General features: G+C 68.3%; 24 protein-coding genes. 15 read left to right on the plus strand and 9 right to left on the minus strand.

Annotation, left to right across the window (positions count from 1 at the left end; translation table 11 throughout):
* Window positions 1-49: 49 nt before the first annotated feature.
* The gene (locus ACX80I_RS11740) at window positions 50-1093 is read right to left on the minus strand and encodes an NAD(P)-dependent alcohol dehydrogenase (protein WP_459345303.1); all 1044 of its coding nucleotides are present in this window, start codon (window positions 1091-1093) and stop codon (window positions 50-52) included.
* 234 nt (window positions 1094-1327) lie between these two features.
* Here ACX80I_RS11740 and ACX80I_RS11745 point away from each other — a divergent pair, with 234 nt between their 5' ends.
* Window positions 1328-2710 (plus strand): dihydrolipoyl dehydrogenase family protein, encoded by a 1383-nt coding sequence (locus tag ACX80I_RS11745; protein WP_459345304.1) that lies wholly within the window; start codon window positions 1328-1330, stop codon window positions 2708-2710.
* Here the strand turns inward: ACX80I_RS11745 and ACX80I_RS11750 are convergent.
* Window positions 2707-3300 (minus strand): nitroreductase family protein, encoded by a 594-nt coding sequence (locus tag ACX80I_RS11750; RefSeq protein WP_459345305.1) that lies wholly within the window; start codon window positions 3298-3300, stop codon window positions 2707-2709. The genes ACX80I_RS11745 and ACX80I_RS11750 overlap by 4 nt on opposite strands.
* Before the next feature lie 192 nt (window positions 3301-3492).
* On the opposite strand from ACX80I_RS11750, the gene ACX80I_RS11755 reads away from it, so the two are divergent.
* The 3 genes from ACX80I_RS11755 to ACX80I_RS11765 all read left to right on the plus strand — a co-directional run bounded on the left by ACX80I_RS11755 (window position 3493) and on the right by ACX80I_RS11765 (window position 4668).
* Window positions 3493-3783, plus strand: coding sequence for a hypothetical protein (locus ACX80I_RS11755; RefSeq protein WP_459345306.1), 291 nt, complete (start codon window positions 3493-3495; stop codon window positions 3781-3783).
* 157 nt (window positions 3784-3940) lie between these two features.
* The gene (locus ACX80I_RS11760; protein ID WP_459345307.1) at window positions 3941-4300 is read left to right on the plus strand and encodes a hypothetical protein; all 360 of its coding nucleotides are present in this window, start codon (window positions 3941-3943) and stop codon (window positions 4298-4300) included.
* Between the two features lie 101 nt (window positions 4301-4401).
* Complete coding sequence (locus ACX80I_RS11765) at window positions 4402-4668, plus strand: DUF6480 family protein (protein WP_459345308.1); 267 nt, start codon at window positions 4402-4404, stop codon at window positions 4666-4668.
* 69 nt (window positions 4669-4737) lie between these two features.
* Here the strand turns inward: ACX80I_RS11765 and ACX80I_RS11770 are convergent, their stop codons facing one another.
* The 6 genes from ACX80I_RS11770 to ACX80I_RS11795 all read right to left on the minus strand — a co-directional run bounded on the left by ACX80I_RS11770 (window position 4738) and on the right by ACX80I_RS11795 (window position 9590).
* Window positions 4738-5064 carry a PRC-barrel domain-containing protein gene (locus tag ACX80I_RS11770; protein WP_459345309.1) on the minus strand — a complete coding sequence of 109 codons (327 nt, stop codon included), beginning with the start codon at window positions 5062-5064 and terminating at the stop codon, window positions 4738-4740.
* 83 nt (window positions 5065-5147) lie between these two features.
* Window positions 5148-6197, minus strand: coding sequence for an iron-siderophore ABC transporter substrate-binding protein (locus tag ACX80I_RS11775; protein ID WP_459345310.1), 1050 nt, complete (start codon window positions 6195-6197; stop codon window positions 5148-5150).
* 104 nt (window positions 6198-6301) lie between these two features.
* Complete coding sequence (locus ACX80I_RS11780; protein WP_459345311.1) at window positions 6302-6724, minus strand: ChaB family protein; 423 nt, start codon at window positions 6722-6724, stop codon at window positions 6302-6304.
* Window positions 6725-6796: 72 nt separating this feature from the next.
* Window positions 6797-7744 carry an ATP-grasp domain-containing protein gene (locus tag ACX80I_RS11785; RefSeq protein WP_459345312.1) on the minus strand — a complete coding sequence of 316 codons (948 nt, stop codon included), beginning with the start codon at window positions 7742-7744 and terminating at the stop codon, window positions 6797-6799.
* A 49-nt stretch (window positions 7745-7793) separates the two neighbouring features.
* Window positions 7794-8135: a hypothetical protein gene (locus ACX80I_RS11790; RefSeq protein WP_459345313.1), complete on the minus strand. Its 342-nt coding sequence runs from the start codon at window positions 8133-8135 to the stop codon at window positions 7794-7796.
* Between the two features lie 135 nt (window positions 8136-8270).
* Window positions 8271-9590, minus strand: a complete 1320-nt coding sequence (locus tag ACX80I_RS11795) for a M20 family metallopeptidase (RefSeq protein WP_459345314.1) — start codon at window positions 9588-9590, stop codon at window positions 8271-8273.
* A gap of 171 nt (window positions 9591-9761) precedes the next feature.
* Here ACX80I_RS11795 and ACX80I_RS11800 point away from each other — a divergent pair, with 171 nt between their 5' ends.
* The 3 genes from ACX80I_RS11800 (at window position 9762) to ACX80I_RS11810 (ending at window position 12090) form a co-directional block, all read left to right on the plus strand.
* Complete coding sequence (locus ACX80I_RS11800) at window positions 9762-9983, plus strand: hypothetical protein (RefSeq protein ID WP_459345315.1); 222 nt, start codon at window positions 9762-9764, stop codon at window positions 9981-9983.
* Window positions 9984-10026: 43 nt separating this feature from the next.
* A complete protein-coding gene (locus ACX80I_RS11805) occupies window positions 10027-11664 on the plus strand; it encodes an ABC-F family ATP-binding cassette domain-containing protein (protein WP_459345316.1) in 1638 nt (545 codons plus the stop codon).
* A gap of 111 nt (window positions 11665-11775) precedes the next feature.
* On the plus strand, window positions 11776-12090 hold the full coding sequence (locus ACX80I_RS11810; RefSeq protein ID WP_459345317.1) for a DMT family transporter: 315 nt from the start codon (window positions 11776-11778) through the stop codon (window positions 12088-12090).
* A 79-nt stretch (window positions 12091-12169) separates the two neighbouring features.
* On the opposite strand, the gene ACX80I_RS11815 is transcribed toward ACX80I_RS11810, so the two are convergent.
* Window positions 12170-12643: a ribose-5-phosphate isomerase gene (locus ACX80I_RS11815; RefSeq protein ID WP_459345318.1), complete on the minus strand. Its 474-nt coding sequence runs from the start codon at window positions 12641-12643 to the stop codon at window positions 12170-12172.
* A 191-nt stretch (window positions 12644-12834) separates the two neighbouring features.
* On the opposite strand from ACX80I_RS11815, the gene ACX80I_RS11820 reads away from it, so the two are divergent.
* The 8 genes from ACX80I_RS11820 (at window position 12835) to ACX80I_RS11855 (ending at window position 20658) form a co-directional block, all read left to right on the plus strand.
* Window positions 12835-13710, plus strand: a complete 876-nt coding sequence (locus ACX80I_RS11820; RefSeq protein ID WP_459345431.1) for a sugar phosphate isomerase/epimerase family protein — start codon at window positions 12835-12837, stop codon at window positions 13708-13710.
* A gap of 8 nt (window positions 13711-13718) precedes the next feature.
* Window positions 13719-14492 (plus strand): SDR family NAD(P)-dependent oxidoreductase, encoded by a 774-nt coding sequence (locus tag ACX80I_RS11825; RefSeq protein ID WP_459345319.1) that lies wholly within the window; start codon window positions 13719-13721, stop codon window positions 14490-14492.
* A gap of 161 nt (window positions 14493-14653) precedes the next feature.
* Window positions 14654-15991, plus strand: coding sequence for an MFS transporter (locus ACX80I_RS11830; protein ID WP_459345320.1), 1338 nt, complete (start codon window positions 14654-14656; stop codon window positions 15989-15991).
* A gap of 35 nt (window positions 15992-16026) precedes the next feature.
* On the plus strand, window positions 16027-16935 hold the full coding sequence (locus ACX80I_RS11835; RefSeq protein ID WP_459345321.1) for a transketolase: 909 nt from the start codon (window positions 16027-16029) through the stop codon (window positions 16933-16935).
* Entirely contained in the window at window positions 16932-17969 is a 1038-nt protein-coding gene (locus tag ACX80I_RS11840) for a transketolase family protein (RefSeq protein ID WP_459345322.1), read from the plus strand. The genes ACX80I_RS11835 and ACX80I_RS11840 overlap by 4 nt, the downstream gene beginning before the upstream one ends.
* 113 nt (window positions 17970-18082) lie before the next feature.
* Window positions 18083-18748, plus strand: coding sequence for a GntR family transcriptional regulator (locus tag ACX80I_RS11845; protein ID WP_459345323.1), 666 nt, complete (start codon window positions 18083-18085; stop codon window positions 18746-18748).
* A 219-nt stretch (window positions 18749-18967) separates the two neighbouring features.
* Complete coding sequence (locus ACX80I_RS11850) at window positions 18968-19477, plus strand: hypothetical protein (protein WP_459345324.1); 510 nt, start codon at window positions 18968-18970, stop codon at window positions 19475-19477.
* 59 nt (window positions 19478-19536) lie between these two features.
* Window positions 19537-20658 carry an alcohol dehydrogenase catalytic domain-containing protein gene (locus tag ACX80I_RS11855; RefSeq protein WP_459345432.1) on the plus strand — a complete coding sequence of 374 codons (1122 nt, stop codon included), beginning with the start codon at window positions 19537-19539 and terminating at the stop codon, window positions 20656-20658.
* Window positions 20659-20672 lie beyond the last annotated feature (14 nt).

Genomic DNA, 20672 nt, shown 5'->3' on the forward strand with positions numbered 1-20672 from the left:
TGCTCCCCCGCGGGGGAGCACACGCCGCCGCCGCGCCCAATGAGTGCGCTCAGGCGAGGGTGGCCGCGTCGATCACGAAGCGGTAGCGCACGTCGGAGGCGAGCACCCGCTCGTAGGCCTCGTTGATGGCATCGGCCGGAATGAGCTCGATCTCGGGCGCGATGCCGTGCTCGGCACAGAAGTCCAGCATCTCCTGGGTCTCCCGGATGCTGCCGATGCCGGATCCCGCGAAGGAGCGCCGCTGGTTGAACAGCGTGAACACGTGCAGGGGAAGGGCGTCCGCCGGAGCCCCCACGTTGACCATGGTCCCGTCCAGGCCGAGGAGCGAGAGGTAGGCGTCGAGGTCGATCTTCGCGCTCACGGTGTTGATGATGAGGTCGAAGGTGTTCGCGAGCTGCTTGAAGGTGTCGGGGTCGCTCGTGGCGTAGTAGTACTCGGCCCCGAAGCGCTTGCCGTCGTCCTCCTTGCTGAGGGTCTGGGACAGGACGGTGACCTCGGCGCCCATGGCGTGCGCGATCTTGACGGCCATGTGCCCGAGTCCGCCGAGTCCCACGACGGCGACCTTCTTTCCCGGTCCCGCGTTCCAGTGCGCGAGCGGCGAGTAGGTTGTGACACCCGCGCACAGGAGGGGCGCGGCGGCCTCGTAGGGGATGCTCTCGGGGACCGACAGCACGAAGTCCTCGACGACCACGATGTGGGTGGAGTAGCCGCCCTGGGTGATCGAGCCGTCGCGGTCCACTCCGGCATAGGTCCCGGTGTTGCCGTTCAGGCAGTACTGCTCCTCCCCCTGCCGGCAGTTCGCGCAGGTGCGGCAGGAATCCACCATGCAGCCGACACCCACACGGTCTCCGACCGCGTGCAGGGTGACCTCGCTACCGGCCTCCTCGACGACGCCGACGATCTCATGACCGACGGTGAGGGGGTACTGCTGGGGTCCCCACTCGCCCCGCACGGTGTGGATGTCGGAGTGGCAGATCCCCGCGTACGCGATCCTGATCAGCACGTCCTTCGGTCCGACGTCGCGGCGCTCGATGGTGGTCGATACGAGCGGATCCGTTGCGGACGGGGCGGCATAGGCGTTGACGGTCTTCATGGGTTCCTCCTGGAGGATCGGTGGCAACGAGCGGGGCGCTACCGGTCCCAGGGCCCGCGCGTCACCGCTGTCCAGCCGGACGGGGTCGTCCTACTGATTCGCTGACCGAACCACCCTAGGACGAAATGGGGCGGGAGCGGGAGTTCCGCGAGGGCTTGCGACGCCGGCGTTGTGGGTCCTGCCGTGGGCGGGGAGGATGGCAGGAGACACCCGGACGGACTGAAGGAGCTTCTCATGGACTACCTGTTCGACGTCCTCGTCATCGGTGGTGGCCCGGCGGGCATGGCAGCCGCCACCCGTGCGGCGGAACTCGGAGCCCGCACCGCCGTCGTCGAGCGTTCGGCACTCGGCGGCACCTGCGTGAACTCGGGCTGTGTCCCCACGCGCGTGCTCGCCAAGACCGCCCGCCTGTTCCGCGAGGTCCGCACGGCCTACGACTACGGAATCGTGGTGGCCGAGCCCAGTGTCGACTGGGACCGGACGGTGCAGCGGGTGCGCTCCACCGTCGCGCGGGTCCTCGAGGCCAAAGGGTACGGGCCCACCATGGAGCGCCTGGGCATCGAACTGATCGAGGGCGACGCCGAACTCACCGGGGCGCACAGCGTCTCCGTGGGCGGGCGGGAGGTCACGGCCGCGTCGATCATCCTCTGCATCGGCGGCAGCGGCCGGCGCCTGCCGATCGACGGGGCCGAGCACGCCGTGCTGCCCCACGAAGTGCTGACGCTGGAGAGCCTGCCAGGCTCGGTGGCCATCATCGGCGGCGGGCACACCGGCGCGCAGCTGACCACCATCTTCGATGCGATGGGCTCGGACGTCCTCCTGCTCGACCTTGCACCCCGGATCCTGATGACGGAGGACGAGGACGTCGCGGCGACCGTCACCGCGAGCTTCAGGGGCAAGGGGATCCGGGTGGAGACCGGGATCGGCGGGATCGACAGCATCCGGAAGGAGGCGGACGGCCTCAGCCTCGCCTGGCGGCGCGACGGCGAGCCGCAGTCCCGGCGGGTGGACGCGGTTCTCATGGCGGCCGGGTGGCCGGCGAACCTCGCAGGGCTCGGCCTCGACGCGGCCGGGGTGCAGGCCGCGCGCTCCTTCATCCCGGTGGACGAGTACCTGCGCTCCAACGTCCCGCACATCTTCGTGGCCGGCGACGCCAACGGCAGCAGCATGCTGGTCCAGGCGGCCGTCTTCGAGGGCGAGACCGCAGCCGAGAACGCCGTGCTGGGTGCCACGCGCACCACGCCGCACCACCTCCTGCCCGAGGGTGGCTTCACCGACCCGGACTACGCGGGAGTGGGGCTCACCGAGGCGAAGGCGAGGGAACGGGACGCGGAGTGCCACGCCGTCACGGTCCCGTACGCCGCCGTCGAACGGCCCATCATCGACGATCGCGAGCAGGGCTTCCTCAAGCTGGTCGTCGACCGGCGCCGCGAGCTGATCCTCGGCGCCCACGCCGTCGGCGAGAACGCCGTCGAGGTCATCACCGCCGTGGCTTCCGCCATGGCGGCCGGCACCGACCTCGCGACGCTCGCCCGCGTGAAGTTCGCCTACCCCACGTACAGCGCGGTCATCGGGCAGGCGGCGAGGTCGGCCCTGCACGGTCAGGTGCAACCCTAGCTGCGGACGAGCACCAGCTCCTCCAGCGGAAGACGCCTGCGGGGTGCGGTCTCGCGCTCGGCCAGGGCTTCGGGGAGCTTGTCCGCCTCGTCGACCGTGCCCACCGCCGTGATGGTCATGGGCTTCATGTTGTCGGGCAGGTCGAACGCGGCGACGATCCTGTCCCACTCGACCCCTGCCATCTGGTGCGTCACGAGGCCCTCCGCCTCCGCCTGCACGCTCAGGTGCGCCACTGCCTGCCCGAGGTCGTACTCCGCGTAGGGGCGCACGTCGCCCTCGACGGAGGACGTCTCGGCGATTCCCACGATCAGGGCCGAGGCGTTGTGCGCCCAGGCGGCGTTGAAGCCCACGAGGGCCGAGACGATCGTGTCGAAGGCTGAGGTCCCGCGGCGGGCGACGATGAAACGGCGGGGCTGGTTGTTGCTCGCCGACGGCGCCCAGCGCGCCGCTTCGAGCAGCGCATCCAGCTGGTCCTCCGAGACGGTGGCCTGCGGGTCGAAGGACCGCGGGCTCCAGCGCTCGGCCAGCTCGGGAAGGATGGGAACGCGGGTATCCGCGCTGCGGGTGGTGATGGCAGAACCGAGTGTCATGCGTGCTCCTGTGCTTGATCCGTACGTGTTCGACGGCGCACCGTTGAGCCTCGTGTCGCACAACAATGAAGCCCCCCGTGACATTCCGCCCCGGAACAGCAGGTTCCGCGGAGGAACACCACGCATCCCGATCATCGAATACATGTTCTATTCTTGGTCGGTACGCAGGAGACGGACAGAAGGACACCGGGCATGGCAGCACAGGCGGTTGGCGCAGGCGACGATGCACCGCGGGCACTCGACGAGCCGGCGGCGGTCCGCTTCACGTCGGCGGCTCGCCCCCTCGCGTTGCGGTGGCACGGCTCCATCTGGCAGGTCGTCGGGGACCCCGTCCCCGAACCCGTAGCCCGTGCCCGGACCGCTACGCCGCCCGCCTGGCTGTTCACCGCCCAGACCGGGCCAGCCTCCCCCGTCCTGCACTTCAGGATCCGCTTCAACGCCCGGCGCGACGAGTGGCGGCTGCTCAGCGTCGGGAGCAACTGACGGCGGCCCTCGCGCTACGTTCTTCTGCGTCCTGCGGCCGGGGCGTATCGATGCTTATTGTTAACCGGATACCACGTGCTGCCCTACGGAACGCACTGCTACAGTGGCTGTCACCCGGAAGGAAAGGGTACTTGGTTCCCCAACGGGAGGTAGGACGATGGCGACGACCGACAGGAAATTCACCGCCACCGAGGAGTCGACGAGCAAGCACCCGCATGATTGGGGGCGCGCCATGGCGGTTGCCATCTGCCGGCTCGCGGACATGGCGCGGGAAGCCGGCGACCCCGTGCACCACGAAGCGCTGATCGGTGAAGACCTCCACCTCTTCGTGGAGGACACAGAGGACGGCGTGAACATCACGATGTCCTGGACCCCTCGCGAGCAGGGCACGGTGCCGCCGGCGCTTCCGGCTGGAGACAGCGCGGACGGCGACGAATCGGGTGACGACGATCCGCACAGCGCCTTCGGCCAGCGGTTCGACCCGACGGGCGGCAGCACCGCGGGACTGGGCCAGTAACACCGACGCGGCGTGGGGGACAGCCCCCGTATCGCTAAGCAGCCTTAGTTTCTGCGGGGTAGGGTGAGGGGAACGACCCGACCAGCCACGCGGAGGACAGCATGAGTGAACGCCCGGACCCGTTAAATGCAGGAAATCCCGACCCGCTGGAGAGCCATATCACCGGCCTCGAGCCCGGTGGCGGTGTGCCGCCGGGCGAAACGCCGCCGGCAGAGTCCAGCACGGCGTGGCAGCAGCAGGGACATGCGGACGAGGAGAAGACCTCGAAGGGCCGCCAGGCACTCTGGGTCACCATCATCGGGATCGTGGTCGTGCTGGCGCTGCTCTACTTCGTCGGCTACATCGTGGGAATCGTCAACCTCTTCTAGGTCTTCCGGCACTACACGAAGCCCCCGTCCGCCGGAGCGGACGGGGGCTTCGTGGTCCAGCCGAGGCGCCTAGGGTGCCTCGGCGCCGTCGCGGAGCCGGTAGTAGTCGATCAGCGCCGACTCCTCCTCCGCCGAGAGTTCGATATCGCTGAGGGCGCCCGGCGCATTGGTGATCTGGTCCTTCGTCCACGCGAGATGGAGGGCGTCGCCCTCGAAGTGCGAGTTCGCCAGGGGCACATAGTGCTTGCGTGAATTCAGCAGTCCGGTGGACACCGTGACCCAGGCCGGGATGCCCGACTCCTTCTCGAGGTGCACCTGGTTGACGTCACCGAGCTTCTTGCCGTTGCTGTCCCACGCCGTCGCGGCCTGGAGCTTGTTGATTTCCGCCTGAGCCATTGGAATTCCCTTTCATCGCACCAAGAGTCGGTTCATCGTCCATTCCAGCCCAGATGCAGCCGGAGGGCAATCGGCAGGTTGCGTCAGGCCTTGTCCGCGGCCTCGCCGAGCATCGGCAGGAAGCGGTCCAGCGCCCAGACCAGGCTCAGGGGGTTGGCAGCGGAGATGGAGAGCGTCAGGGTGTTGTCGCTGTCCGCGACCAGCGCGCCCTTCTCCACGGCCGGGATCTGACCGAGGAGCGCATCGCCGGCAATGGCATCCTTGGTGGCCTCGTCCGCGACCCAGGTGACGAAGATGTCCGAGTCCAGTTCGTTGGCGCGCTCCGCGGACCAGGGGATGAAGAACTCCTCGGACCCCTTCGTGTTCTCGGTGACGACGTCTGCCTGCACCATCCCGAGCTCGGCCAGGAACCTCGGCCGGTTGTCGTTCGCCGTGTAGACGCTGACACCGTCCGCGCTGCCGGGCTCGAGGTTGCCGTAGATGAAGGTCTTGCCCTCGAGCTGCGGGTACTCGGCAGCAGCGTCCGCGATGGCCTGCTCCGTCTCCGACACCAGCTGCTCGGCGTCCGCGGACAGGCCGAGCGCCTTCCCGATGATGCGCGTGGAGTCCTGCCACGCGGTCCCGTAGGCCACCTCCGGGTAGGCCACGACGGGCGCGATCTTGCTCAGGGTGTCGTAGTCCTCCTGGGACAGTCCGGAGTAGGCAGCGAGGATGACGTCGGGGTTCGTGGCCGCGATGTCGTCGAAGGCGATGCCGTCGGTCTCGGAGTACTGCACGGGGGTGTTCTCGGTCCCGATCGCCGCATCCAGCTCCTCGAGCTTGGCGTCCTTCCACGGCGTCGACTGGTTCTCGTTGCCGCCGTAGGAGTCGGCGGGCATGCCGACAGGAACGACGCCGAGGGCGAGGGACACGTCCGCATTGACCCAGGACACCGTCGCCACGCGCTCGGGCTTCTCGGCGAGGGTGGTCTCACCGAAGGCGTGCTCGATCGTGACGGGGAAGGCGTCGGCGGAGGCGCTGGTGCCGCCGGTAGCTGCGGTTCCACTGTTGGCCGGGCCGGTGGAACAGGCGGAGAGGGACAGGACGGCGATGGCAGCAGCGGCGAACAGGCTGCGCAGGCGGGAGGGGGCCATGAGGCTCCTTGGCTTCTACGGCCTCGCGGAGGCCTGGGGGACGGGATAGAAGTAAGGGTAGCCTAAGCGCGAGTCAATTAGGAAATGCTTTCGTTGCGTAATAGCTATTGTTCGCGCGCCCTGCGCGTCTCCCGATCGTTCGCCTTCTGCAGTGCCTCGACGAGCTCTTCCTTCGACATCCGCGAGCGGCCCGGCACGTCGAGCTTTTTCGCGAGGTCGTAGAGGTGCTTCTTCGAGGAGTTCGCGTCGACACCACCCGCCGTCGGTCCGGCCTGGCCGCCTCCTCCCGCGGCCTGCGCGTCGGACGGGCCCTTCTTCTCCTTCGGCTCCCAGCGGTCCCCCACTTTCTCGAAGCCGTGCTTGAGCGAGGCGAAGGCCGTCCGTCGGGCGCGCTCCCCGTCGCCGTACTGCTCCTCCGCGGCGTCCAGCGTCGCCGCGAACGTGTCCTGGGCCTTCTCGCCGGATCGCTGCAGCGTGCTCGGGAGCGTGTCCGTTTTGACCTTGCCGTCCTTCGTGAAACGGGACATCGCGGCATCCTTCCGGGAGGTTGTGCCGGCCCCTGCGGGCCCGCAGTGCCGGTACGAGAACGCTACCGCCCGTCAGCCGAGCGTCGCGAGGTAGCGGACCAGTTCGCGGGGTGCGGACTTCGGCGCTACCGCTTCCACGGCCGCGTTGTAGTTGGTGTTGGTATTGACGTCGTAGGTCAGCACGCGGCCGTCCGCGGTCTCGATGAACTCGATGCCGCACACCTCCAGGTTGTTCCGCCGCGCGAACTCCTCGAACTGGGCGATGACGGGGTGGTCGAAGTCCTCGCGCAGGCTGAAGAGCTGCTGGCCCGGCTCGGGGGCGATGGTGGCGCCGGGCGGCATGATGGGCCTGCCGGTCTCCGGATCTATCGCGCAGGCGTCCGCAGGGCACAGCTGGAAGCCGCCGCGCGCCGTGTCCGCCGCGATGGCGTACACGAACCTGCCGCCCACGATCTCCGCCCGGGTGATGAAGGGCTTGGCGGCCTGGATGAATTCCTGAACCAGGGTGATGCCGTCCTGCGGCTCTTCGAACGCGCTCGAGGCGACATAGTCGGCGAGTTCCCCGTGCGAGTCGAACCTGCGCACGCCGAGGCCCTTGCCACCCTGGTTGTGCTTGACGATGAACGGCGTTCCGAATCCCTCGGCCGCTTCGAGGATGCGGTCCCGCCCGACGGCGGCAACGGTGCGCGGCGTGTCGATGCCCGCAGCCTTCAGTGCGGTGAGCTGGTCCACCTTGCTCATCTCGAGTTCGAGCACCCGCCGCCCGTTGACGGTACGGCGGCCGTGCGCCTCGAGCCAGGACAGGACCGAGCGGGCATAGTCCTTGGACAGGCCGTGGTCCCGCGTGTGGGCGGAGGCGCTGATCCGGGACCAGAAGATCCCTTCCGGGGGGACGGAGTCGAGATCCAGCACGCCGTCCGTGAGCAGCCACTCCACCACCTCGATGCCTTCGGCCTCGAAGGCGCGGGCGAAGGGCGGGAACCACTCGGGGTTCTCGTGCAGGGCGTAGACCGTTGTCACGGAGGTCCTTCCGATCGGCAGTGGAGATGCAGTGGAGATAGAGGCCAGACTAGCGGTCCGCTGCTCCGCCCTCGCCTCCGGTGCTGCCGTTGTCCCCCGTTCCGGCTCCGCCGAACAGGGTGCCCCGCAGGGCGTAGGCCTGGCCGCCGGCGAGCACGACGGTGATGAGGACGGCCATGGGCCAGGACAGGCTGGTGGCGTAGACGAGGACGAACGCGATGGATACGGCGAAGACCGCGATCGCGACCAGCAGGGCCATCCTCACCCCCGACCCGCGAGCGCCCGCCCCCGGCGGCGTCTGCCGCGGTGCATCGGAATCATCGTCGTCGTCGACCACTGCGTCCTCCCCCTGGTAGATCCCCTGCACGCCGCCCGGTCGGCGTTCCGGCATGTCGCCCGGAAGGGCACCGGAAACGGCCGAATCGACTCTGTACCATCCTGACCCCGATGGCGGAGCCTTGACCACCCCTCCGAACGGCAGTGCCACGCGGAACCGCACCGACGACGGCGCGCCGCCCCGGGAGGGTCAGGCGAAATAGGACGGCACGTCGATGGCGCCGCCCTGGTGCTGGAACTCCTCATGCACCGCCCTGCGCAGGGAATCGTCGCAGAGGTAGTCGAGCGCGGTGAGGGCGAGGCCGACGGCGCCGTCGAGCGCCCCCCGCTCCGCATCCTCGCTCCTGGCCGCTGCGGCGAACCCGCGCGTGTGCAGGGCCGTGGCCGGGTCGGCGATGCGGATCAGCGGGTGGATACCGGGAATGCGATAGCTCACGTTCCCGAAATCCGTCGAGGCGGCAAGGGTCTCCGAAACCACCCCGAGGGGAAGCGGAGCACGTCCGCGCCGCTGCTGGGACACGATCCACCGGCCGGTGAGGGCCTTGTTGGTGCGGATGGGGAGAGACGGCGGGTGCTCGTCCCAGTGCAGTTCCACCCCCGTTCCCGTCATCAGGGCAGCACCCCGCGCCACGTCCTCGAGCCGCGCACTGAGGTCCCTGAGGGTGGCGGGCTGCTGGGAGCGCGCGTAGAGCTTCAGGACGGCGCGGCCCGGGATGATGTTGGGGCTCGTCCCGCCCTCCGTGATGGTCGCATGGACGCGGTCGGACGGCGGCAGTTGCTGGCGGAGCAGCCCGATGCCCTGGTAGGCGAGGTTCGCGGCGTCGAGGGCGTTACGGCCCATGAAGGGCTGCGCGGAGGCATGCGCCTCGATACCGGTGAAGGCGACGGTGAGCAGTCGCCTTCCGAGCCAGACCTGGTCCGCGAGGTCGTAGCCGTAGGGGTGGACCATGATGGCGGCGTCGACGTCGTCGAACGCCCCGTTGCGGGCCAGGACCTCCTTGCCGGAGTGGCCCTCCTCCGCCGGCGTGCCGAGGAACAGGACGCGTCCGGGCAACCGGTCCGCCACCGAGGACAGCGCCAGGAAGGCACCCAGCGCCGCTGCCGCGATGACATTGTGTCCGCAGGCATGGCCGATCCCGGGAAGCGCGTCGTACTCGGCGAGGATCGCGATGGTCGGGCTCCGATCCACGCGGCCCGCCGCCGCCCGCACCGACGTCTCGACGCCGTACTCGCCGAGGACCGCGTCCGCGCCGTGGGCAGCGAGGGTCTCCTGCAGGAACGCCGCACTGCGGTACTCGCGGAACGCGGTCTCGGGATGGTCGTGCAGTTCGCGGACCACCCGCCGCAGGTCCGGGGCCAGCCCGTCCACGTGCCGCTCGACGTCCGAGGACAGGCCGGCCGGCGCTCCGCCGAACGGCGAAGGATCCGGCACCGCTCCGGCTCCGAGCCTGAGGGTCCGCTCGTCGATCGACTGCAGGTAGGCCCGGTCCGGCTCGGTGGGTTCGCTCATCGCAGTAGCTTAGGCACGATCGGCAGGCGGACGAGTTTCCTGTGCACCCCGGGTAACACTTCCGCGGGCCCCGGAAAGATAACCTTCCGGAAATATCCCGGCAACACCGCTCCCCGACTATGGAGTCATCAGCCCGCAAGTCTCAGCGGGCCGCACTCTCAAGGAGCACCGATGACCGTCATGGCCACCCCCAGCACCGCCCGCATCCTCGACCTCGGCGTCCTCAGCGCCGGGACCGTCGTCGAGGCACGCCGCAAGAACGAGGTGCACTACCGCGGGTGCGTCGAGGACACCGCTCCGGGCCTCGGCGTCGTCTGGATCCGCGACGACATGGCAGGGCACCGGGCCATCCTCCACCTCGACGAGTACAGCATCTGGCAGCTCGGCGCGTGAGCCGCCTGACCGGCGGGGAGCCTGCCCCTCCTAGACTGGAGGAATGACTGCAACCCTCGTGGCGAAGGACCTGTCCGGGGGCCACGCCCACCGCACCCTCTTCTCGAAGCTGGACCTCATGGTGGCCCCGGGCGACGTCGTCGGCGTGGTGGGCGCCAACGGCGCCGGGAAGACCACGCTCCTGCGACTGCTCGCCGGAGCGGACACGCCCCTCGGCGGAACCGTCCGGACCACCCCGCCCGACGCCTTCGTCGGCTGGCTGCCCCAGGAGCACGAACGCCTGGAGGCGGAGACGGTCGCCGGGTACATCGGCCGCCGCACCGGGACGACGTCGGCGACCCTCGCCATGGAGGACGCCGCAGCAGCGATGGGCAGCGGGGACAAGGGCGCCGACGACGAGTATGCGGCGGCACTCGACCACTGGATGGCGTCGGGGGCGGTGGACCTCGAGGACCGCATGCCCGGAGTCCTGGCCGACGTCGCCGGCGGCATCGATCCGGGTACCCCGACCGCAGCCCTCTCGGGGGGCCAGCTCGCGCGGGTCGCGCTCGCAGCGCTGCTGCTGAGCCGCTTCGACATCGTGCTCCTCGACGAGCCGACCAACGACCTGGACCTCGCCGGGCTCGAACGGCTCGAGGGGTTCATCCAGAACCTGCGCGGCGGCGTCGTCCTCGTCTCCCACGACCGCGAGTTCCTCGCGCGCTGCGTGACCACCGTCGTCGAGCTGGACCTCGCGCAGAACAAGGTGGCCGTGTACGACGGCGGCTACGACGCCTTCCTCGAGGAACGCGCGGTGGCACGGCGCCACGCCCGCGAGGCCTACGAGGAGTATGCGGACAAGAAGCAGGACCTCGTGGGGCGTGCCCGGACGCAGCGTGAATGGAGCTCGCAGGGCGTGCGCAACGCCATGAAGAAGAGCCCGGACAATGACAAGATCCGGCGGAGGGCGAGCATGGAATCCTCCGAGAAGCAGGCACAGAAAGTGCGCCAGATGGAATCCCGCATCGCGCGCATGGAGGAGGTCGAGGAGCCGCGCAAGGAGTGGCAGCTGCAGTTCACCATTGGATCCGCTCCCCGGTCGAGCTCCGTCGTCGCCACGCTGAGCAGCGCGTCCACCACCCAGGGAGGCTTCACCCTCGGTCCGGTGTCACTCCAGGTCAACGCTGGCGAGCGGATCGGCATCACCGGCCCCAATGGCGCCGGGAAGTCGACACTGCTGCGCCTCCTGCTGGGACACCAGGAGCCCGACCACGGCGCTGCCTCCCTCGGTTCCAACGTGGCGGTCGGCGAGATCGACCAGGCGCGGGGACAACTCGACGAGGACCTCCCCCTCGGTGAGGCCTTCGAAGCCCTCGTGCCGGAGCTGGCACAGGGCGAGGTGCGGACCCTGCTGGCGAAGTTCGGGCTCAAGGCGGACCAGGTGCGTGCCGCCGTCGGCTCCCTCTCCCCCGGTGAGCGGACGAGGGCGGGGCTCGCGCTGCTCCAGGCGAGGGGGGTCAACCTCCTGGTGCTGGACGAACCGACGAACCACCTCGACCTTCCGGCCATCGAACAGCTCGAGGAAGCCCTGGAGGCCTACACGGGCGCACTCCTGCTCGTCACCCATGACCGCAGGCTCCTCGAGAACGTCCGGCTCGATGGGCGCTGGCAGGTCGAGGACGGACGGGTCACCGTCGGCTGAAACTGCGCGCCTGTCGTTCCGTGGCACCATGGGAGGCGAGGCGGGCATCAGCCGCCTCCCGGACGAGGTGCCGTACCCGGTCTTCAGCAAGTCGGCCCGGAGAAGAGAGTCATGGCCTGGATCGTCCTCGTAGTCTCCGGAGTGCTCGAGGCCGTCTGGGCCACAGCCCTGGGCAGGTCCGACGGCTTCAGCAAGCCGGCGCCGACCCTCGTGTTCGCCGTGGCCATCATCGCCAGCATGGCCGGACTCGCCTACGCCATGCGCACCCTTCCGATCGGCACGGCCTATGCCGTCTGGGTAGGCATCGGTGCCGCCCTGACCGTTCTCTACGCGATGGCCACCGGGGGCGAACCCGCGTCACTGCTGAAGGTCGTGTTCCTCCTCATGATCGTGGGCGGTGTGATCGGGCTGAAGCTGGTCCACTAGCAGCCCTGCGCGTCGTCCTGCCCGGTGCCGGCCTCGCTGCCGGCAGGACGCGCTCCGGCCCGACGAGCACGTGTCCTGGTCAGTCCGGCGCGCCGTTCCGCTTCTCGTACTCGGTGATCGCCGCGACCTTGGTCGCGGACGCCGACTGCTCGTCGAAACGGTAGCCGAGCCACTCCCGAACCAGCCGTTTGGCCAGTTCGAGTCCGATCACCCGCTCTCCGAGGCACAGGACCTGCGCGTTGTTGGAGAGCACCGCGCGTTCCACCGAGAAGGAGTCATGGGCCGTCACAGCACGGATGCCCGACACCTTGTTGGCGCTGATGGCGACACCGAGGCCCGTGCCGCAGATCAGCAGGGCCCTGTCGGCGCGTCCCGCAGCGATCTCGCCGGCTGCCGCGAAGGCCACGCTGGGGTAGGCGGTATCTTCATCTGCCTGGACCCCGACGTCCAGCACGGTGTCCACCTGGTCGCTCGACTCGAGGAGGCGCTTCAGCTCCTCCTTGTAGCGCAGTCCCGCGTCGTCACAGCCGATCACCAGTCGTAGTGGTTCCATTCCTTCTCTCCTGTCAGCATCCGCTGCCGCGATCGGTGGACCACGTCCCGTTCTTCAGTGTTTCCCTGCGGCAGGTGGCTGTCAACGAGACAGAATCCCTTCCGGGGACGCTCACGCGTTAATGTTGACTGTCAACACTGGAGTGCGTAATGTGCTTGACGTCACGTTCGGCAACAGTGAGGTCAATGACGATGTTCCATCCCCGCGTGGTGTGCTCATCCATCAGCTTCCGGCACCAGGATCTTCCGACGGCACTCAGAACCATGCAGGGACTGGGGTTCAGGGAGCTGGATCTCGGGGCCCTTCCTGGGGTGTGCAACCACGTCCCGTTCGTCCTGGATACCCAGGCCGTCGACGAGGTCAGCCAGGACGTTCTGCGCTCGGGCATGCGCGTGCGTTCGGTCAACGGTGATATCGGGGACCTCAACGCCCGGTTGACCCGAGCCGAGCGGACCGACAGAGACAGGCACCTCGACATGCTCCTGGCGCTTGCGTCGAACATCGGCGCGACTGCACTGGTCCTGCCCTGCGGTGCCCAGTCGCACGATCCGCTCGTGTCATTCGACGAGGATCTGGACCTCATCGCTGCTGCCCTGACCGAGGCGGCCGACCGCGCAGCCGCGGCCGGCGTCGAGATCTGGGTCGAAGCACCCCATTTCTTCCGCCTCTGCTGGGACATCGATCGCACCCGGCACTTGCTGGACAGGGTGCCCCAGGAGTCCGTGGGCCTCGTCATGGATTTCAGCCACATCGTCGCGTCCGGAGGGGACCCGGTGGAATTCGTTCCGCTCTTCTCGGACCGCATCCGCCACGTCCACCTTCGGGATGCGGTACCCGGCAACATCAATCTGAGTATCGGCAACGGGCAGGCGGACTTCGCCGCCGGCTTCCGGGCCCTCACTGATGCCGGGTACCAGGGGCGTTTCGCCCTCGAGCTCGAAACGCGGGATGTCACCGACGACCAGCGACCCGAAGCCACGGCAGCGGCCGCGCGCTTCGTCTCCCACCTCATCACCAGCAGCACGTCCGGCGTCCTATCCGTCACCGGCGACCAGAACCCGCACTAGGAGAAGTCATGTCCAGCATTCAACGAACCGCCGTCATCACCGGAGCCACCTCCCCTCGCGGAATCGGCGTGACGACCGCCCGCCGCTACGCCCGGGATGGGTGGGCCGTCGTCGTCCTCGACCTCGACGGAGAGACGTCCGCCAAGGTGGCCACGGACATCGGCAACGAATTCAGTGTCCCCAGCTTCGGCTACGCGATCGACGTCACCAGCGAGGCCTCCGTGACTGCAGCACAGAGCGCCGTGGCGGCCGAAGTCTCCGCCGGCAACCTTCCTCCCGTCGGGGCACTGGCGAACATCGCAGGTATCACCTCCCCCGTACCGTTCCTCGAGACGACCCTCGAGCTCTGGAACAAGGTCATGGCCGTCAACGCCACCGGTACCTACCTGGTGACGAAGGCCTTCCTGCCGGCCATGCTCGAGAACGGCTGGGGACGGATCGTCAACATGTCCTCCGTGTCCGCGCAGCGCGGTGGTGGCGTGTTCGGGAAGGTCCCCTACTCCGCAGCCAAGGCAGCGATCCTGGGGTTCACCAAGGCATTGGCGCGAGAGCTGGCGGACAGTGGAGTCACCGTCAACGCAGTCACTCCCGGTGCCGTGGACACCAATATCCGCGTCGGCAGCACACCGGAGCAGGAAGCGGCACTGGCACGGGACATCCCCCTGGGCCGCACCGCGACCACGGAGGAGATTGCAGGAGTCATCGCCTTCCTGTCCTCCGACGACTCCTCGTACCTCACCGGCACCACCATCGACATCAACGGCGGCAGCCACATCCACTGACGGCGCGCTGGACCGCAGCCGGCGGGCGCCCGTCCTGCACCACCGGCTCCCTCCTGCGAGATACCCCTTCGTCGACTGTTGACAGTGGATGTGCTTCGCGTCACACTTGAACCAGTCCACTGTTAACAGTCGACAAACCCACTCCCAGCAAAGGATCCATCATGAGCAACGAAGCTCTGCAGATGCGAGGCCACGTCCACGGGACGAAGGACGCCCGCAAGGTCGCCATCGGTTCCGGTGTCGGCGCCGTCATTGAGACGTATGACTTCATCGGCTTCGGCACGGCCGCCGCCCTCTACTTCGGCCCCGCGTTCTTCCCCGGCGCCGATCCCGTCACCGCGACCCTGGCCTCGTTCGCCACCCTCGGAGTCGGCTTCGCGGCCCGCCCCCTGGGCGGCATCATCGGCGGCCACCTGGGAGACAAGGTAGGACGCAAGCCCGTCCTGGTGGCCTCCCTGATCATCATGGGCCTGGCGACCTTCGCCATCGGCCTGCTGCCCACGTACGCCACCGTGGGAATCCTCGCCCCGATTCTGCTGGTCATCGTCCGGATCATCCAGGGCCTCGCGTTCGGCGCCGAATGGGGAGGAGCGATCCTCATGAGCTACGAGCACGCACCATGGAAGTCCAAGGGCAAGTACACCGGCATCGTCCAGGCCGGCTTCCCGGTCGGGCTGCTCCTGGCGAACCTCGTCTTCCTCTCCAGCGCAGGACTCATCGGTGACTGGGCGTGGCGGATCCCCTTCCTGGCGAGCATCCTCCTGGTCATCGTCGGCCTGATCATCCGGTCCAAGGTCCCGGAGTCACCGGTCTTCGAGGACGTCAAGGACCACGGCGATATCGTCAAGAACCCGATCCTGCAGGTCATCCGCCAGGACTGGCGCAGCATCGTGCGGGGCATCTGCCTCCGTGTCGCCGAGACCGCCGGCTACGCCGTGGCCGTGACCTACATGATCTCGTACCTCAAGAGCTCGGAACTGGCGACGCCGACCGAGACACTCACCGCACTGTGCATCGCCTCGGCCATCGGCATCTTCGCCACCATGGGCTGGGCACGGCTGACCGACCGGATCGGCCGCCGGCCGGTCTACATCTGGTCCTGCGCCTTCGCCGTCCTCTTCGGCATCCCCATGTTCCTGCTGGCGAACACGGGCCTGTTCATCTGCGTCATCATCACCATCGTCATCTCCTACGCAGTCTGCCAGAACTCGCTCGCCGGCGCCCAGGGCGCATGGTTCCCGGAACTCTTCCAGGCCAAGACCCGGGCCTCCGGGGCGTCCCTGTCCTATCAGATCTCCGCGATGGTGTCCGGCTTCACCCCGTTCATCACCACGCTCCTGTTCGTCCGTTTCGGCTGGATGGGACCGGCGTTGCTGTTCTGCACCTACGCCCTCATCGGCCTCATTGCGGCACTCGTGACCCGCGAGACCTGGGGCCCCCGGGAACGCCGGCTCGCCGAGGAAGCGGCCAAGTCGACTCCCGTAGCCCAGCACGCCTGACCGACACCTCCCCGGGAACCAGAAAGAGCACCCCCATGACTCCGACATCAACACCCACGACTACGCAGGACCGCGACGCAGAACCGACTGATTTCAGTGCCCGGGTCGAGAAGGTCGCAGCAGCTGCCTATCGAGCCCGCCATTACGCCCTGAACATGGGCGAGGTCCAAGGACAGGGCTACGTCGGCCAGGCACTGGGGTCCGCCGACATGTTCGCGGCCGTCTACGCGGACCAGCTCCGCTACCGGCCCGAGGACCCGCATTGGAACGGCCGTGACAGGTTCCTGCTCTCCACGGGCCATTACGCCATCGGGCACTACGCCGCCCTCGCGGAAGCCGGCATCATCCCCGTCGACGAGCTCGACACCTACGGATCCGACGACTCCCGGCTGCCGATGTCGGGCATGGCGTCCTACACGCCCGGCATGGAGATCTCCGGAGGCTCCCTGGGGCACGGCCTGGGCGTGGCCGTCGGCATGGCCCTGGGGCTCCGCTTGCAGCAGTCCCCGTCCCGGGTCTTCAACTTCCTCTCCGACGGGGAACTCGATGAGGGCTCCACATGGGAAGCGGCCATGGGCGCCCACCATCACCAGCTCGGTACCCTGACCGCCCTGGTGGACATGAACGCACTCCAGGCCGACGGAGCGACCAAGACAGTGCTGGGCATCGAGCCCGCCGCGGACAAGTGGGCGTCGTTCGGCTGGTACACCCAGCGCGTGAATGGAAACGACGCCGCCGCCCTCCTGGAAGCGCTCGACAACATCACCCGCGAGGCCGCCACAACCGGGCGCCCCTCTGTGATCCTGTGCGACACGAAGGTCGGCAAGGGGGTACCCCTGCTCGAAGAGCGGGAAAAGGCCCACTTCATGCGCATCGAGGAACACGAATGGCAGATCTGCAGGGACCAACTGACCGAAGGACACGCGAAAGGCGCCCAGGCATGAGCACCAACACCAGCACCAGCACCACCGCCGAGGCTCCCGACACTGCAACAGCCGTAAAGCCGAAGCTCAAGACGTCGGCGATGATCGCGTCCTTCGCCGATCCCGGGCAGAAGACCTCTCCCGCGCCTTTCGGCCATGCACTGGTCGCAGCAGCGGAACAGGACCCGCGCATCGTGGGCCTGACGGCAGATCTCGGCAAGTACACCGACATGCACATCTTCGCCAAGGCTTTCCCTGAGCGGTTCTTCCAGATGGGGATGGCCGAGCAACTCCTGGTCGGCGCCGCTGCGGGAATGGCCGAAGCCGGACTTGTCCCGTTCGCCTCCACCTACGCCGTGTTTGCAGCCCGACGTGCGTACGACTTCCTCTGCCTGGACATCGCCGAACCCAACCTCAACGTCAATATCGTCGGCGGACTCCCCGGCTTGACGACCGGGTACGGTCCGAGCCACCAGGCGACGGAGGACATCGCCATCTTCCGCGGGATGCCGAACCTCACGATCGTGGATCCGTGCGATTCGGTCGACATCGAGCAGGCCGTGCCCCAGCTGGCCGCGTCGGAGGGACCGACCTACCTCCGGCTCCTCAGGGGCAACGTGCCGACCGTCCTCGACGAGTACGACTACACGTTCGAGCTCGGCAAGGCCAAGGAGCTGCGCCCGGGCCGCGACGTCCTCTTCATCTCCAGCGGCCTGATGACCATGAGGGCGCTCCAGGCGGCCGAAGAACTCGCACGCCACCATGTCGACGTCGCCGTCATCCACTCCCCCACCATCAAGCCCTTCGACAGCGAGACCGTCCTCCGCGAGCTGGGCAAGGACCGCCTGGTCGTCACCCTCGAGAACCACACCGAGGTGGGTGGCCTGTTCGAGACCGTCGCCGGAGTGGCGGTCCGTCACGGTGCCGGCGCCAGGATCGTGCCGATCGCCCTGCCCGACCTGTTCCTCGACGCCGGCGCCCTGCCCACCCTCCACGAGAAGTACGGGCTCTCCCGCGAGCGGATCGTGCAGAAGGTCCTCAGCGAGCTGTCATGACGGACAGCGGGCCGGTCACCACCGGCGCGGGTGACCGGCCCCGCATCCCCTAGGGTTTGTAGCATCATTGTTGACATCGAAATGTCGACACTCGCGATCGGCGGAGGATTCCCATGACGGCAGCACCAGCATCACTTCTCGGCGGGCTGGCCAGGAGCAACCTCCGCGAGCAGGCCCTCACCGCCCTTCGCCGGGCCATCACGACCGGGGAGCTCGCACCCGGCACGCACCTGGTGGAGACGGAGTTGTCCGACAAGCTGCAGATCAGTCGCGGGACGCTGCGGGAAGCCATGCGGCAGCTGCAGCAGGAGGGACTGATCTCGGCGGGGGTGCGGGGGCGGCTCGCCGTTCGCCACCTGGGCGCCAGCGACGTGCGGGACATCTTCCAGGTGCGTGCCGCGCTGGAAGGACTCGCCGCGCGCATGCTGTCGGAGCAGGACGACCGGGACGCGGTGGTGCAGAAGCTCGAGGACGCGATCCAGCGCATGGAGAGCTCGTCCGACGGTGACCTCGATGAGCGCATCGAAGCGGACCTCGACTTCCACCAGGCGCTCTGCTTCCTGACCGGGAACCCGACACTCCTCCACTCCTGGAAGTCCCTCGAAGGATCCATCCGGATGAGCGTCATGTACGCGGGAGTGGAACGGGCGCTCAGCAACATGAGCCCCCACCGCCATGCGGGCATCGTCGAGGCCATCAAGACCGGCGACTCCGTCGGCGCGGCCCGGGCGGTCGAAGAGCACATGCTCGATACCGCGCAGTTCCTCACCGGCAGCTGACACCGGCGCCCGCGGCCTCCCCGCTGAACCTCTTCGTCACTGCTCCCCGGGGACCTGCTGACCGATCCGGTGCGCCCGATCCTATGCATTTCCCGGGGAGGCCTTGAGGCGGAACCCCGCCCTTGCGCCAAAACAGAATCTGATCGACATGTTCAGTTGAAGTGCTTGCGGGAGTATCGGAGAGGCTCAGCAGCGGGCCGCGACGAGGAGTTGAGCGCGATGCAGAACGAGGACACCCTGACGGCGATGGAGTTCGCAGGACTCTCCCCCTACGGAATGTGGATGCACTACTGCAACATGGGTGGCTCCACCGACTACTTCGAGCTCACCGCCTACCTGCACGGCCTGTACGAGCTCGACCCGGACGACGCCGACCTCGTCTCCCAGGCGGTCAACGAACTCATCGACGACACCTGCCCGCCAGAGGATGCACGCATCTGCCGCGCGCCCTACTCCTGGACGTCCACCACTGAATCGCGTTTCGCCGATGTCTGGCAGGACAGCGCGGACAGCGACCGGTTCGCCGGCCCGGTCCGGGTTCCCGTGGACGACCTCGTCGGTCCCCATTCCATCGACACCTTCGGCTCATGCTTCCTTGCAGGAGTGAATGTGAGCGCACTGACCGGCCGTCCCGGGGTTCCCCTCCCGCCCGGTGCCCCGGTGGAACTGCTCGGCGACGTCCTCGACAGCCGCGTGATCGGCAGAATCTTCTCCGCGGGACGCCAGTAGGCCCACCGCCTAGACTGGCGCAGTCCGTACTTCTCCGAGGGGATGCCATGAGCCCGATGATGCGCGCCGCGGTGCTTCGCGCCGCCGAACTGCCCGTTCCCTATGCGGGGAGCAAGCCGCTCTCCCTCGAGCTGGTTCCCGTGCCCGAGCCGAGGCCGGGCGAGGTGCTGGTCCGGATCGCGCGCGCAAGCCTCTGCCACTCCGACCTCTCGGTCATCAACGGTTCGCGTATCCGGCCACTGCCGATGGCCCTCGGGCACGAAGCGACCGGCGTCGTCGAGCGCGTGGGCGAGGGCGTCGCCGACGTCCGCACGGGTGACCATGTGGTCCTGGTGTTCGTCCCGGCGTGCGGATCGTGCCGGGCCTGCTCGGCCGGGCGCCCGGCGCTCTGCTACCGGGGCGCGGAGTCGAACGGAAGCGGCGATCTCCTGCATGGGCCCGCCGTGCTGCACACTCCCGACGGGAACCGTATCAACCACCACCTCGGCGTCTCCGCGTTCGCGGACTACGCCGTCGTCGCCCGCGAGTCCGTGGTGGTGATCGACGACGACGTCCCGTTCGACGTCGCCGCGATGTTCGGCTGCGCGGCGCTGACCGGCATCGGCGCCGTCCTGAACACCGCCGCACTCCGCGAGGGGCAGTCCGTCGTCGTCTTCGGCCTGGGAGCTGTGGGACTGATGGCCGTGATGGCGGCGGCGCAGGTGCCGGGGACCACGGTGATCGCCATCGATCCCCTTCCTGCCAAGCAGGACCTGGGGCGGCGCTGCGGGGCTCAGCACGCCGGAACGCCCGACGACGCCGCCCGCCTGGTGGCCGAGGTGACCGATGGTGGCGCCGACGTCGTCCTCGAGGCCGTGGGCAGTGCCCGGGTTCTGGAAGCGGGCCTGCAACTGCTGGCGCGCGGCGGGGCCCTGGTGTCCGTCGGACTGCCGCACCCCGAGCAGGACCTCACCACGCAGGCCCTGCAGTTCGCGGGCATGGGACGGCGGCTGCTCGGTAGCTATATGGGCGATGCCGTCCCCGAGCGGGACATCCCCGCCTATCTGGACCTGTGGCGGAAGGGCCTTCTCCCCGTGGAACTCCTCCATACGGACACGCGTCCGATCGAAGACCTCAACGAGAGCCTGGACGCTCTCGCCGAGGGACGGGTTGTACGGCGGATCTTTACGCTTGGCCAGTGATTTGTTGTTGATGG

This window comes from Arthrobacter rhamnosi, assembly GCF_054510855.1.

Bases quoted from the DNA above. Each gene is read 5' to 3' on its own strand.
- ACX80I_RS11830 (WP_459345320.1), top strand. From the start codon at position 14,654: ATGAGCAACGAAGCTCTGCAGATGCGAGGCCACGTCCACGGGACGAAG.
- ACX80I_RS11795 (WP_459345314.1), bottom strand. From the start codon at position 9,590: ATGAGCGAACCCACCGAGCCGGACCGGGCCTACCTGCAGTCGATCGAC.
- ACX80I_RS11755 (WP_459345306.1), top strand. From the start codon at position 3,493: ATGGCAGCACAGGCGGTTGGCGCAGGCGACGATGCACCGCGGGCACTC.
- ACX80I_RS11800 (WP_459345315.1), top strand. From the start codon at position 9,762: ATGACCGTCATGGCCACCCCCAGCACCGCCCGCATCCTCGACCTCGGC.
- ACX80I_RS11760 (WP_459345307.1), top strand. From the start codon at position 3,941: ATGGCGACGACCGACAGGAAATTCACCGCCACCGAGGAGTCGACGAGC.
- ACX80I_RS11840 (WP_459345322.1), top strand. From the start codon at position 16,932: ATGAGCACCAACACCAGCACCAGCACCACCGCCGAGGCTCCCGACACT.
- ACX80I_RS11740 (WP_459345303.1), bottom strand. From the start codon at position 1,093: ATGAAGACCGTCAACGCCTATGCCGCCCCGTCCGCAACGGATCCGCTC.
- ACX80I_RS11815 (WP_459345318.1), bottom strand. From the start codon at position 12,643: ATGGAACCACTACGACTGGTGATCGGCTGTGACGACGCGGGACTGCGC.
- ACX80I_RS11790 (WP_459345313.1), bottom strand. From the start codon at position 8,135: ATGCCGGAACGCCGACCGGGCGGCGTGCAGGGGATCTACCAGGGGGAG.
- ACX80I_RS11820 (WP_459345431.1), top strand. From the start codon at position 12,835: ATGTTCCATCCCCGCGTGGTGTGCTCATCCATCAGCTTCCGGCACCAG.
- ACX80I_RS11780 (WP_459345311.1), bottom strand. From the start codon at position 6,724: ATGTCCCGTTTCACGAAGGACGGCAAGGTCAAAACGGACACGCTCCCG.
- ACX80I_RS11770 (WP_459345309.1), bottom strand. From the start codon at position 5,064: ATGGCTCAGGCGGAAATCAACAAGCTCCAGGCCGCGACGGCGTGGGAC.
- ACX80I_RS11745 (WP_459345304.1), top strand. From the start codon at position 1,328: ATGGACTACCTGTTCGACGTCCTCGTCATCGGTGGTGGCCCGGCGGGC.
- ACX80I_RS11845 (WP_459345323.1), top strand. From the start codon at position 18,083: ATGACGGCAGCACCAGCATCACTTCTCGGCGGGCTGGCCAGGAGCAAC.
- ACX80I_RS11750 (WP_459345305.1), bottom strand. From the start codon at position 3,300: ATGACACTCGGTTCTGCCATCACCACCCGCAGCGCGGATACCCGCGTT.
- ACX80I_RS11850 (WP_459345324.1), top strand. From the start codon at position 18,968: ATGCAGAACGAGGACACCCTGACGGCGATGGAGTTCGCAGGACTCTCC.
- ACX80I_RS11765 (WP_459345308.1), top strand. From the start codon at position 4,402: ATGAGTGAACGCCCGGACCCGTTAAATGCAGGAAATCCCGACCCGCTG.
- ACX80I_RS11805 (WP_459345316.1), top strand. From the start codon at position 10,027: ATGACTGCAACCCTCGTGGCGAAGGACCTGTCCGGGGGCCACGCCCAC.
- ACX80I_RS11835 (WP_459345321.1), top strand. From the start codon at position 16,027: ATGACTCCGACATCAACACCCACGACTACGCAGGACCGCGACGCAGAA.
- ACX80I_RS11810 (WP_459345317.1), top strand. From the start codon at position 11,776: ATGGCCTGGATCGTCCTCGTAGTCTCCGGAGTGCTCGAGGCCGTCTGG.
- ACX80I_RS11855 (WP_459345432.1), top strand. From the start codon at position 19,537: ATGCGCGCCGCGGTGCTTCGCGCCGCCGAACTGCCCGTTCCCTATGCG.
- ACX80I_RS11775 (WP_459345310.1), bottom strand. From the start codon at position 6,197: ATGGCCCCCTCCCGCCTGCGCAGCCTGTTCGCCGCTGCTGCCATCGCC.
- ACX80I_RS11825 (WP_459345319.1), top strand. From the start codon at position 13,719: ATGTCCAGCATTCAACGAACCGCCGTCATCACCGGAGCCACCTCCCCT.